A 12,343-nucleotide genomic window follows, 5' to 3' on the forward strand; every position below is an offset into this window, starting at 1 on the left:
GCGACGTCTCCTCACCCCGCGGCGGCCAGGGCGATCACGAGCGCGAGCCGGGTCTTCGGATCGTCCAGTTCCAACCGCACCAGCTCACCCATCCTGCGCATGCGGTAGCGAACCGTGTTGGGGTGCACGCCCAGAGCGGCCGAGGCCGCGCCCAGATCACCTTGCGCCTCCAACCAGGCCCGCAGGGTCGGCACGTAGTGGGTGTTGTGCCTGGCGTCGTGACGGGCCAGTTCCACGATCGGCCCGCGCCGGGGCCGCCTGCCCGACTCGGCGGCCGTGCGGAGCCGTTGGAGCAGGATCTCCGACCAGGCGGCGTCGTAGTCCACCGGCTCACCGCCCGGACGGGTGACGTGCAGTGCGAGACACTCGTCGGCCTCCTGCCTCCCCGCCGGCAGCTGCGTCACCTCGCACACGCCTCCGATCCCCGCCGCCACCGTCACGTGGTCGGGCAGGTCGCGCACCAGCTCGGCGATCCACGCCCTCGCCGGAGCCGGGTCGTCCCCGCACGGCAGCACCGTGTAGACGGTGTTGCCGAACAGCGTGCTGCGGCCGGGACGCGACCACCCGAATCCCGTGGTGGCCCGGTCGTAGGCGAGCAGCACGGCGGCGTGCCGCTCGTCGTCGGCGTGCGCCTGCAGTGCCACCACCCGGAACGTCTCGGGTGGCAGGCCGAGCTTGCCGCACAGCGGGGCCGCGTCGGGGGTGCCCTCCAGCAACTGGATCACGAGTTCCGACTCCACCTGCCGTTCCAGGTCCGAGCTGACCCGCGACCGCAGCAGGTGCAGCGCGACCGCCTCGGCGCCGTCGCGGAGCGCGCGCAGCCGCCGCCCGGTGAGCGGTTCGTCGCAGGTGACCCACACCGACCCGAGCAACTCCCTGCCCGCGCGCACACCCGCCACCATGCGTCCGCGTAACCCGTGCTCCGGCGAGGGCGCCACGAACAGCGGCTCCGACGAGGTCACAAGGTGGCGGAACACGCCGCGCTCCTCGAACAGCCGCCGGACGGGCTCCGACACCCGCCTGCCGAGAATGGTGTCGAGACGTGCGGGGTCGGCGTCCTGTTGCAACGAGGAGTAGGCGACCACGCGCGACAACCGGTCCTCCACCGTGACCTGCCCGCCCACCGTGGTGGCGATCGCGTCGGCCAGCGCGAACAGGTCGCTCGGCCCACGGCCCACCTCGGTCTCACGGCCCTCCAGCACCAGCCCGTAGACGACGCCGCAGACCTGGCTCCACGCCACGGCCGAGTCCACGAGCAGAACCGCGACCCCACACCGGGTGGCCGTCTCCACCGCCTCCCGCTCGACACCGGGTGAGGCTGTGGGCTCGGTGGGCTCGCGGGGCTCACGGGGGGCGTGCACCAGCACCACGGTGGCCTGCGCGGTGACGGCCAGCTCCACCGCCCGCCGCGGGTCGCGCACACCCACCGCGAGCAGTACGTCACCGACCGGGACCTCCGAGGCGACCGGGTCGTGCACGACCACGCTGTGCAACTCGACGGCACGTGACGGCACCGCGGCCAGCGGGCGCACACCGTATCCGCCGAGGACGTTGATCAGCCGATCCAAAGTCACCATTGCCGTGAGTGTCCCCCGTGGCCGTCCGCGAACAAAGGGCGTCGGCCAGATTGTGCCGATCCGACAAATGCATCACGCGTGTGGTCGGTCACCCTGGAAGTGCAACGACGCACAGCAGCCCACAAGGAGGCAGGCGGTCATGGACGCACACACGCGCATCGACGGAGGTCCCCGCACGGCGGTGGTGGTCGGGGCCGGCATCGTGGGCCTGTCGACGGCCTGGTTCCTCCAGGACCGGGGGGTCGAGGTCACCGTGGTGGACCGCGACGACGTCGCGGCGGGAGCGTCCTGGGGTAACGCGGGGTGGCTCTCCCCCGGCCTGGCGATCCCCCTCAACGAACCCAGTGTGCTGAAGTACGGCCTGCGTACCCTGCTGGACCCGAAGGCTCCGCTGCACGTGCCCTTCACGGTGGACGTCGGGTTGTGGCGCTTTCTGACCCGGTTCGCCGCCCACTGCACGTGGGGGGCGTGGGAGCGTGCCGCACAGGCGAACCTGCCCTTCAACGCCGAATGTCTCGAAGCGTTCGACACGCTGACCTCGGCCGGAGTCACCGCGCCGACCGTCAGCGCCCCCATCACGGCTCTGTTCGAGACCCCGAAGCAGGCCACCGGCCTGCTGAAGGAGCTGCGGCGCGTCAACGCGTCCGGCGGCCACATCGCCTACCGCGGCCTCACCGGTGAGGAGCTGCGCGAAGCCGCACCGCAGGCCTCCGGCCGGATCGGCGCGGGGGTCCGGCTGGAGGGACAGCGCTACGTCGACCCCGGAGCTTTCGTCGCCGCGTTGGCCGACTCGGTCAGGCAGTGGGGCGGTGTGATCCGCACGGGCTTCGACGTCACCGCCATCCGCCCGCACGAGCACGCCGTCACGCTCGAATCGCGAACCGGCGAGTTGGTCTCCGGCAACGTGGCGGTGGTCGCCACCGGCGCGTGGCTGAACCGCCTGGCACGTAGCAAGGGAGTGCGGGTGCCGGTGCGCGCCGGCCGCGGGTACTCGTTCACCGTGCCCACCGACCGGCCCGTGCCGGGCCCGGTGTACCTGCCTCACGTCCGCGTCGCCTGCACGCCGTACCGTGGCGCGCTGCGCGTGGCGGGCACGATGGAGTTCCGAGGCCCGGACGACGCGCTCGACCGTGCTCGCATCGAGGCCATCGTGGCGTCGGCACGGAACCTGCTCGACGGGGTTCGCTGGGACGAGCGCACCGACGAGTGGGTGGGTCCGAGGCCGGTCACCCCGGACGGCAAGCCGCTGATCGGTGCGACCGCGGCTCCGGGGTTGTACGTCGCGGGCGGCCACGGCATGTGGGGGTTCACGCAGGGACCGGTCACCGGCCGCCTGCTCGCGGAGCAGATCGTCACGGGCAAACAGCCCGAGGCACTGCGACCGGTCGACCCGCTGCGCTGAGTCCACTCAGGCCGCCGAGCCGGCCCGGTCAGTCCTCTGTGGCCGATGTCGGCTCGGCGACGTTACATGCCTCCCACCGAATCCGCCCGTTCGGTGGTCACCCGTCCCCGTGATGCAACTTTCACCTCGCGCGTTGCCGTCCTACGGTTCAACCGTCAGAAGCACGAAATGCGCAGCCTGGGGTCCGGATACGTGTCCGGAGGGGACCGTCATGAACAAGACTGCCGACCAGATCGTCGTCGGTGACCGGATCACATACCTCGCGGGAACGCCTGTCGGGATGGAGAAACTGTTCCGCAACGGAGAAGTCGTCGCCTACCCGATCTCGGACCCGTACACCTCGGTGCTGTGGTTCCCCACGCGCCCCGACGACGCGGGAGAGGACACCGAACCGGTGTGGGTCCGTCACGACAAGGTCGTCGACGTGGCCTCCGCCGTGGAGTGACCGCGCGGACGACGAGACAAAAACCGGAACGGGTGTGGGCGGCAGGATCGCCCACACCCGTTCCGCTTTTCCCGCGCAGTTCCCACTCCCGTGCGCGGGAGCACACTCTCGTCCACCCCAACACCCACCGACGCCTTCCTCCGCAGGCCATGTGACACTCGGCCGGGCGCCCCGAACGAGTGACACGCTGAGGAGGACCGCTGTGGCTGACGGTGACCTCACCCGCCGCCGGTTCCTGCGCAGGACCGCACTGGTCGGCGCGGGAATCGCCGTTCCGTTGACGTCCGGATACGTCGGCTACCGCCTTCCCAGAGCGGAACCGGCACCCCCGGCGAGTGCGCCACCGCCCCCACCCGGCGAGGACGTGCGGCACTTCCGCTCGCGCCCGGACCTGAGGCCCCCGAAACTCACGGTCACCGACGCCGGCGAACGCCCGGCCGAGCCCGAGTACCTCTTCCTTTCCCCAAAGGCGTACCAGGACCGGAGCCCGAGCCAACCCGGTTTCCTCATCGCCGACCGGCAGGGGCGTCCCGTGTGGTTCCTGCCGAGCGAGGGACCCGAGTCGGTGCCCATGGACTTCCGGGTTCAGACCTACCGCGGCGAGCCCGTGCTCACCTGGTGGCAGGGCCGTGTGCTCGCCGGGTACGGCCAGGGGGTCGGTGTCGTCTACGACAGCTCCTACCGCCAGGTGGCGGAGGTGCGCATGGGCAACGGCATGCAGGCCGACCTGCACGAGTTCCTGATCACCGAGCGGGACACCGCGCTACTGATGGCCTACCACCCCGCGCCCGCCGACCTCACGCCGATCGGCGGGCCTCACGACGGGTGGGTGTACGCCGGCGTCGTGCAGGAGGTCGACATCACCAGTGGTGAGGTCCTGTTCGAGTGGAACAGCCTCGACCACGTCGGAATCGAGGAGACGTATCAGGAGCTCGGTGACACCGGCACAGAGGAGGCCCCGTTCGACTACATCCACCTCAACTCGATCGAGGTCGACGGCGACGGTCTGGTCCTGTCCGCTCGTAACACGTGGGCGCTGTACCGGGTGTCGCGCTCCACGGGCGAGGTCGAGTGGCGGATGGGCGGTCGTGCGTCCGACTACTCGCTGGCGGAACGAGCTCGGTTCTCGTGGCAGCACGACGCCCGATTGCACGACGGCGACCGGGTGGCGTTGTTCGACAACTCCTCGTCGCCCCCGCAGGGACCGCACTCCCGCGGGCTCGTCCTGCGGGCGGACCACCGGCGCCGCGAGGTGAGCCTGGAGCAGGAGTTCGTGCATCCCGCCAGGTTGCGCGCCGACAACCAGGGCAGCATGCAGCTACTGGAGAGCGGCGGCGCGCTGGTGGGCTGGGGCTCGCAACCACACACGTCCCAGTTCGACGCCGACGGCGAACTCGTGTTCGACAGTCGCTTCCCGGAGCCTGACCAGTCCTACCGAGCGCGAACCTTCGCCTGGACGGGCACGCCCGCGGAGAAGCCCGCCGTCACGGTCGGCCGCAACAAGGCGGGCGGGCGGACCGTGTACACGAGCTGGAACGGTTCCACGGAGGTGGCGCAGTGGCGCGTGCTCGCGGGCGCCTCACCGGCGGAGCTGACCCCGGTGGCGCAGGCACGCTACAGCGGGTTCGAGACGGCGGTGGTGGCGGGTGACGAGGGCCCGTTCTTCGTGGCGGTGGCGCTCGACGAGCACGGGGCCGAACTCGCTCGCTCCGAGGCCGTCCGCGAGTCCGGCTGACGGCATGTCACAGGTCGCGGACGAGTGCACGCAGTACCTCGCCCGCTCCTGCGACCACCGGGTCACCGTGACCGAAGCAGGCGACTTCGACGTCCAGTGCGGACAGTAGTCGCACCGATTCCGCCAAGCGGGCGCGATCCCGGTTGAACACTCCGAGGATCACCCCACCGTCGTGCCCCGCGATCGTGTCCCCGGTCAGCAGCACCCTGGCGTCCGGCTCGTACAGTGCGATGCTGCCGTCGGTGTGACCCGGCACGTGCAGTACGCGCAGCCCGCCACGCAGGACGTCGCCATCCGCCACGGTGGCGTCGACCTCGGCCGGGGGTCCGGCCAGGTGGGCGCCGACCTGCGCGAACAGTGGCCGCTCCCACTCCTCCAACACGGGTGGCTCGGGCGCCCGCTCACCCCGGACGCAGGCAGCGTCGAGTTCGTGCGCGAACACGGAAGCGGTGCTCCAACGCCGGATCTCCGCGAGCGAGCCCGTGTGGTCGCCGTGGCAGTGCGTCACGACAACGGTGTGCAGGGCGGCGCGGGAACCCAGGACGGTGTCGAGCGCGTGGGCGATGTCGTCACCGTGCCCCCGCGGTCCGGAGTCCACGAGTGTCGCGCCGTCGTCGTCCCGCCAGACGTAGCACTGCCCCACCTCGAACCTCAGCAGATGCAGGCGCGGCGTCACCTCGATGGTCTCCATGTCTTTCGACGCTAGCCGCCCTCCCGACCCGGCACAGCCGTGTCCGCACCTGGCGAACGCGTGTTCGCGGTTCGCGTACGCAGGTTCGCCGATGCCCGTACCGGTACTGCGAACACGCGTGCACAGGCTGCGGACACGATGTCTCGGGTCAGCGGACCGCCAGGACGATCTTGCCCTTAGCCGAGCGGGTGTCCAGTTCGGTCAGGGCCGTGGTGACGTCGTCCAGTGGGTACGTCGCTCCGATCGGCGGGTCGAGGACACCCCGCTCGACGAGCGGGCGCAGTTCCGCCCACTGCCGCCGCAGATAGTCCGGCCGGGTGGCCCAGAAGGCGCCCCAGCCGACGCCGACCACCGAGATGTTGTTCAACAGCAGGCGGTTCACCTTCACGGTGGGGATCTCCCCCGCCGTGAAACCGATGACGAGCAGCCGTCCTTCGGGCGCGAGGCAGCGGAGCGAGTCGGTGAACCGGTCACCGCCCACCGGATCGACGACGACGTCGACACCGGACCCACCGGTCAGGTCCTTCACCGCCGCACGGAAGTCGTCGGGTGCCACGACATCGTGCGCGCCGGCTCGACGGGCCACTTCGCCCTTCCCGGGCGACGACGTCACCGCGATCACCCGCGCCCCGAGCGCCGAGGCGAGCTGCACCGCGGCCGTGCCCACTCCCCCGCCCGCGCCGTGCACGAGCACCGTCTCGCCCTCCCGCAACCCGCCCCGGCGCGTCAGCGCGAAGTGCACGGTGAGGTAGTTCATCGGCAGGGCCGCCGCCGTCACGAAGGACACCGTGTCGGGAATGCCGAACACGGCGTCGGCCCGCACGGCCACCGTCTCGGCGAACCCGCCGATTCCGGGGAAGGCCGCGACACGGTCACCGGCCCGTACGGGCACACCGTCCGGTGCCGAGCGCACCACCCCGGCGACCTCGGTACCCGGCACGAAGGGCAGCTCCGGCCGGTACTGGTAGAGCCCGCGCGTCTGGAGCAGGTCGGGGAACGTCACCCCGGCCGCGTGCACGTCGATCACCACCGTTCCGTCACCGCCGCACGGTTCGTCGACCTCCGTCACCCTCACCGCGGAGGGACCGTCGAGTGTGGTGATCTGCGCTGCTCGCATGCGTGACTCCTTCGTCGGGGTGCGACAGGCCGCACTCTACTGAGCAAGCGCTCACCACAGCGACACGGATGTGGTGTCCGACACGGCTTCAGTCGCGGCGGCGCCCCGCGCCGATCACCACCCGGTAGAGCAACAGGATCACCAGGGCACCGAGGATCGCCAGGCCCCACGTGCGGAGATCGAAGAAGGTGCCGAGGTCGACGTCGAACGCCGTCCTGCCGAGCCAGCCGCCCAGCAGCGCGCCGCCGATACCGAGCAAGATCGTGATCAGGCATCCGCCGGGATCGCGACCCGGCATCAGCAGCTTCGCGATGGCGCCGGCGAGCAGTCCGAGGACGATCCAACCCAGTACACCCATGAGGCCAGCCTACGGACATCTCGACCACTCGCCACAAATACAGTTGTATTCTCGCATCATGATCACGGCGGGCGAGCAGGCGAGCGAGGAACGGAAACGTCAGGTGGCCGAGGCTGTGATCAGCCTCGTGGCACGCGAGGGGCTGGCAGCCGCGAGTATTCGCCGGGTCGCCGCCGAGGCCGGAGTGTCGGCCGGACTCGTGCAGCGCTACTTCCGCACGAAGCGGGAGTTGCTCCGGTTCGCGTTCTCCCACCTCCACGACGCCACGATGCGGCGCCTCTCCGAGGTCGGGCCGCGTACGGGCGACGTCACGGCCCGTCTCGTCGACAGCCTGTCGGTGTTGCTGCCGCTCGACGAGTGGCGCAGGGCGGAGGCCGCCGTCTGGCTGGCCTTCCTGGCCGAGACCCAGCACGATCCCGTGCTCGCCCGCGCTCACGAGGACGCCACCCGGCTCGGCCGGGAACTGATCGCCGAGGCCGTCCGAGCAGCGCAACGCACCGGCGAGGCCGAGTCCACCGTGGACGCCGACTCAGCCGCCGCTCTCGTGATGGCCTTCCTGGACGGGCTGGTCACGCAACTCGCCACCATGCCGGGGCTGTGCGACGCCGACTGGGGACGACGAGCCCTGGCCGCCGCCGTCGAGCACGCCCTGCGCCACCCCGTTTCCTCGCCTGACGATGCCGGGGAGCTCACGTGACCCTCGACATCGTCCTGCCACTGCTGGGCTTGTCGCTGCTCGATGCGACCAGCGTTGGCACCCTGCTCGTCCCGCTGTGGCTGCTCACCACTCCCGGGGAGCTGCGCGCCCGCCGCATCGTGTGCTACCTCATCACGATCGCGGCCTTCTACTGGGCGGTGGGCCTCGCGTTGTCCGCAGGGATGTCCGGCATCGCGCCCCTTCTCGGAACACTGGCCCACCACGACGTCGGGCTCTGGGCCGAACTCGCCGCCGGCGTGCTGCTGTTCTCGTGGTCGTTCCGTTTCGGGGATAGCGGGAAGAGCGCCGACGACGGGAGACCGGGTCGGCTCGTCCGGTGGCGGCACCGCCTCTCCACCGGCCGAAGCGGCGCCGGCGCCGTGGTGGGGCTGGCACTGGCCGCGGGCACGGTCGAACTCGCGACGATGCTGCCCTACCTGGGTGCCTTGAGCATTCTCGGTGGTGCGGACCTCACGTGGTGGGCCGTGGCCGCCGCACTCGCCGCCTACTGCCTCGTGATGACCGCACCGGCGTGGACGTTGCTCGCCACGCGGCTTGCCTGGGGTGACCGGGTCCTCCCGTGGCTCGCCGCGTTCGACCGTCGCCTGACCCGCCACGCGCGGTCGGCGACGGGCTGGGTCCTGGCGATTGTGGGCTTCCTGCTGGCCCGAGACGCCGCGTGGCGCCTCGGGCTGTTCGACGCGCTGCTGTGACGAGCCGTCACCTGGGCGCGGAGTGGTCCTCCCAACCCAGTGCGGCCAGCATCTTCTCCTGCAGGAAAGGCGAGAGGGTGTTCATGTAGGTGTCGCTGACGTGGTTGTCGTCCATGTAGACGAGCACGTTGCCGATCACCGGCGGGCACGCCGTCGAGGTGCAGTAGTAGTCGCTGAGGTCCACGAACACGGTGTTCGGCGGGACCCCCGGCGCCCTCTCGTACGGAGGCACCGCGTGGTACATCTCGTCGCGCGGGTGGCCGCATTCCTCGGAGGTCAGCCCCTTGAGCTGCACACATTCGGAGGGCTCGAAGTCGAACCGGGGGTTGTCCCGGATGGCGACCACCGGGATTCCCGCCTCGTCAAGTCGCTGCCACTGCCGCACGTATCCCTCCGGGGTCCACTCCCGCAGGCCCACGCGCACGTCCCGCGTCGCCATGGTGACCACGGCGTCGGGCCGGAGATCGAGGATCTTCGGCAGGACGACGCGGTTCCAGTCGACACACACCTGGTTGTTGGGCAGTACCTCGGTGGCGGTGAGCGGGCAGCCCGGCCTGCCCAGCACGGTGAGCTGCCAGTCCAGCCGCTCCGAGATCGGGCGCAACGCCCCCATGAGCTGCATGGAGTGCGAGTCGCCGACCACCACCACGTGCCGCGTCGGCTCGGCGCCCTTCAGCGGCTTCACCGTGCAGGTTCGGACCTCGACGCCCTGCTCCATGCGTTCGACGCACTCGCCGGGCTTCCAGCCGATCCACTCGTAGGGCAGCGCGGCATACGGCGGGATGACCGGAACCTCGGGATCGTAGACGGGAGCACCGGTCGCCACGACACCCGCACCGGGGTGTTTCGGGTCGTCGGCCCGGAACTCGAACTGGGCGCGCTGGTTGGTCACGTTCTGCCACACCACCGCGCCCACGATCACGGGTACCAGCACGATGACCGCGAACCGGTAGGCGCCCCACCGGGTGGTCACGCCGATCTTGGAGTTGCGGACCGGGTTCTCGACGAGGTGGTAGGTGAGCACGGCGAGTCCGACGGACAGCGCGATCACACCCGCGCCGCCGACCAGTCCGATCTCGCTCCGACCGCGCACCACCAGGTAGAACAGCAGGACCGGCCAGTGCCACAGGTAGAGCGAGTAGCTGATGTTGCCGAGGTAGGTCAGGGGCCGCGACGACAGGAAACGGTCGGCGCCGATCCTGCTGCCGGTCGCGCCGGCCAGCAGGACGAGCAGGGCCGACACCATCGGCCACAACGCCACGTACCCGGGGAACATCGTGCCGACCTGCAGCACCAGGCCACACGAGGCCAGCCCGACCACACCGAGCCAGCCACACAGGATCGCCAGCCAGCGCGGCAGCGCGATCCGGTCGATGGTCAGGGCGAGCAGTCCGCCGAGCGCGAACTCCCACACCCGCGTCAGCGAGTTGAAGTAGGCGAACGGCTGGTCCACCGCCGTCAGCCACACCGAGTACGCGAGCGACACCGCGAACAACACCGCCATCGCGGCGAACAACGTCTTCCGCATGCTCCAGCCCAGCCGACGGACGACCAGCATGAGCAGGGCGATCAGCAGTGGCCAGACCAGGTAGAACTGCCCCTGCACCGACAGCGACCAGAAGTGCTGCATGATGCTGGCCGAGCTGTGCTGGGCGAAGTAGTCGGCCGAGTCGGCGGCGAGCTGCCAGTTCTCGTAGTACAGCGCCGACGCGACGACTTCCTTGGCTGTCTGGACCCATCGGTGCTCGGGCAGCCAGAGGAGTGCCGCGCCCATCGAGACGACGATGACCGTCAGCGCCGCGGGGAACAACCGTTTGAACATCCGGCCCCAGAAGGGCCGGAACTCGATACGGCCGCGCAGGCTCGCGCGGAACAACTGGCCGGTGATGAGGAAGCCGGAGACGAAGAAGAAGACGTCCACGCCTCCGGAGATGCGGTCGAGCCACACGTGGTACACGACCACCAGCCCGGCGGCCAGGGCGCGAAGCCCCTGGAGTTCGGGACGGAACTTGCGTTGTGGTCGCGGCGGCGGTGGCGCGGACGCGTTGTCCTCCCGCAGGGGTTCCCGCAACGTGGTCATCGCCGGAAGGTCCTCCCATGTACCTACTCGGGCGGCCTCGCGCAACCCGAGCTGATGCAGCCCTGGCACGGTATCCCCTCCACCGGGCGATCCGACGCGCGGGTAGGCACTGTGCGCGTGTTGCCGACCACGCATGGTTTCCTCATCCGTGCACGAGGGGCCATGGAGCTCCTGCTAGCGTGAAAAACAGCAGGTGACGGGTACGCCGCCGCTGTCGAGTCGCAGGGAGTTGGAAGTGGTCGAGCAGACACCGACGCCTCCGAGCGTGACCGCACACGACGTCGAGGCGGCGGCCCGGCGGCTCGCCGACGTGATTCCTCCCACTCCCCTGCACCGCAACGAGCGGTTGTCCCGCCGCCACGGTCTCGACGTCTGGCTCAAGCGGGAGGACCTGAACTCCGTCCGCTCCTACAAGGTGCGCGGCGCCTACAACCTGGTGAGCCGCCTTTCCGAGGAACAGCGCTCCCACGGCGTGGTCTGCGCCAGCGCGGGAAACCACGCCCAGGGTGTCGCGTACGCGGCGGCGGCCCTCGGGGTCGACGCGCGCGTGTACCTGCCGAGGACGACACCGAGGCAGAAACGCGAGCGGGTGGCCTGGCTCGGTGGCAAGCACGTCCAGGTGGTCGTCGAGGGCGAGACCTACGACGACGCGGCAGCGGCGGCACGCGCGTACGCGACCGCCACGGGCGCGGTGCCCATCCCGGCGTTCGACGACCCGCGCACCATCGCGGGTCAGGGCACGGTCGCGAAGGAGATCGTCGAGCAGCTCGGGTACGCACCCGACGTGGTGGTCGTCCCCGTGGGAGGCGGCGGACTGCTCGGCGGCACGCTGGCCTGGCTGCGGGAGCGGTACCCCGACGTGGAGGTCCTCGGCGCGGAGCCGCAGGGCGCGACGAGCATGGCGCTGGCACTGGAACGAGGCGGGCCCACACCACTGGACACGCTCGACCCGTTCGTCGACGGTGCGGCCGTCCGGGTGGTGGGCGAACACACGCACGCGCTCGCCGCGCGCCACGCTCCCCGTCTCGTCGCCGTGCCGGAGGGGCGCATCTGCGTGGAGATGCTGGACCTCTACCAGTCGGACGGCGTCATCAGCGAACCCGCGGGCGCCCTCGCCCCGGCCGCGCTGGGACTCGGTGACCTCGGTGGACTCGGTGGACTCGGCCTGCCGGAGGGCGCCACCGTGGTGTGCGTGCTCTCCGGCGGGAACAACGACGTCAGCCGCTACGCCGAGATCGTGGAACGCGCCCTGATCCACGAGGGGAAGAAGCACTACTTCCTGGTGGAGTTCCCCCAGGAGCCGGGTGCGCTGCGCCGGTTCCTCGACGACGTGCTCGGGCCCGACGACGACATCACGCTCTTCGAGTACGTGAAGCGCAACAACCGCGAGACGGGGCCCGCGCTGGTGGGCATCGAACTCGGTGCCGCGGAGAACCTCGCCGCGATCCTGGAACGGATGCAGCGCGCACCCCACCGCATCCAGCGGGTCGAGCCGGACAGCCCGCTGTTCACGTTCCTGACGTGAGCG

At 70.5% G+C, this 12,343-nt stretch carries 11 protein-coding genes; 6 read left to right on the forward strand and 5 right to left on the reverse strand.

The window, feature by feature from the left end; genetic code table 11:
- Positions 1–11: 11 nt before the first annotated feature.
- Positions 12–1,577 carry a PucR family transcriptional regulator gene (locus SACCYDRAFT_RS15235; protein WP_005457420.1) on the reverse strand — a complete coding sequence of 522 codons (1,566 nt, stop codon included), beginning with the start codon at positions 1,575–1,577 and terminating at the stop codon, positions 12–14.
- Positions 1,578–1,716: 139 nt separating this feature from the next.
- Between SACCYDRAFT_RS15235 and SACCYDRAFT_RS15240 the strand changes: the two genes are divergently transcribed.
- The 3 genes from SACCYDRAFT_RS15240 (at position 1,717) to SACCYDRAFT_RS15250 (ending at position 5,159) form a co-directional block, all read left to right on the forward strand.
- A complete protein-coding gene (locus tag SACCYDRAFT_RS15240; protein ID WP_005457422.1) occupies positions 1,717–2,979 on the forward strand; it encodes an NAD(P)/FAD-dependent oxidoreductase in 1,263 nt (420 codons plus the stop codon).
- 211 nt (positions 2,980–3,190) lie between these two features.
- Entirely contained in the window at positions 3,191–3,424 is a 234-nt protein-coding gene (locus SACCYDRAFT_RS15245) for a hypothetical protein (protein WP_005457423.1), read from the forward strand.
- Between the two features lie 202 nt (positions 3,425–3,626).
- Positions 3,627–5,159 (forward strand): arylsulfotransferase family protein, encoded by a 1,533-nt coding sequence (locus SACCYDRAFT_RS15250; protein ID WP_005457425.1) that lies wholly within the window; start codon positions 3,627–3,629, stop codon positions 5,157–5,159.
- A 7-nt stretch (positions 5,160–5,166) separates the two neighbouring features.
- Here the strand turns inward: SACCYDRAFT_RS15250 and SACCYDRAFT_RS15255 are convergent, their stop codons facing one another.
- The 3 genes from SACCYDRAFT_RS15255 to SACCYDRAFT_RS15265 all read right to left on the reverse strand — a co-directional run bounded on the left by SACCYDRAFT_RS15255 (position 5,167) and on the right by SACCYDRAFT_RS15265 (position 7,325).
- Entirely contained in the window at positions 5,167–5,850 is a 684-nt protein-coding gene (locus SACCYDRAFT_RS15255; RefSeq protein WP_043536526.1) for an MBL fold metallo-hydrolase, read from the reverse strand.
- A 148-nt stretch (positions 5,851–5,998) separates the two neighbouring features.
- On the reverse strand, positions 5,999–6,967 hold the full coding sequence (locus SACCYDRAFT_RS15260) for an NADPH:quinone oxidoreductase family protein (protein WP_005457429.1): 969 nt from the start codon (positions 6,965–6,967) through the stop codon (positions 5,999–6,001).
- A gap of 88 nt (positions 6,968–7,055) precedes the next feature.
- Positions 7,056–7,325, reverse strand: coding sequence for a GlsB/YeaQ/YmgE family stress response membrane protein (locus SACCYDRAFT_RS15265; RefSeq protein ID WP_005457430.1), 270 nt, complete (start codon positions 7,323–7,325; stop codon positions 7,056–7,058).
- 58 nt (positions 7,326–7,383) lie between these two features.
- Between SACCYDRAFT_RS15265 and SACCYDRAFT_RS15270 the strand changes: the two genes are divergently transcribed.
- Both SACCYDRAFT_RS15270 and SACCYDRAFT_RS15275 read left to right on the forward strand, forming a co-directional pair.
- Positions 7,384–8,022: a TetR/AcrR family transcriptional regulator gene (locus tag SACCYDRAFT_RS15270; protein ID WP_005457432.1), complete on the forward strand. Its 639-nt coding sequence runs from the start codon at positions 7,384–7,386 to the stop codon at positions 8,020–8,022.
- A complete protein-coding gene (locus tag SACCYDRAFT_RS15275; protein ID WP_005457435.1) occupies positions 8,019–8,735 on the forward strand; it encodes a GAP family protein in 717 nt (238 codons plus the stop codon). The genes SACCYDRAFT_RS15270 and SACCYDRAFT_RS15275 overlap by 4 nt, the downstream gene beginning before the upstream one ends.
- A 7-nt stretch (positions 8,736–8,742) precedes the next feature.
- On the opposite strand, the gene SACCYDRAFT_RS15280 is transcribed toward SACCYDRAFT_RS15275, so the two are convergent.
- Positions 8,743–10,815 (reverse strand): acyltransferase family protein, encoded by a 2,073-nt coding sequence (locus SACCYDRAFT_RS15280; RefSeq protein WP_005457436.1) that lies wholly within the window; start codon positions 10,813–10,815, stop codon positions 8,743–8,745.
- 235 nt (positions 10,816–11,050) lie between these two features.
- Here SACCYDRAFT_RS15280 and ilvA point away from each other — a divergent pair, with 235 nt between their 5' ends.
- On the forward strand, positions 11,051–12,340 hold the full coding sequence (ilvA, locus tag SACCYDRAFT_RS15285; protein WP_005457438.1) for a threonine ammonia-lyase IlvA: 1,290 nt from the start codon (positions 11,051–11,053) through the stop codon (positions 12,338–12,340).
- Positions 12,341–12,343: the final 3 nt, after the last annotated feature.

The organism is Saccharomonospora cyanea NA-134, from assembly GCF_000244975.1.
Classification (GTDB): domain Bacteria; phylum Actinomycetota; class Actinomycetes; order Mycobacteriales; family Pseudonocardiaceae; genus Saccharomonospora; species Saccharomonospora cyanea.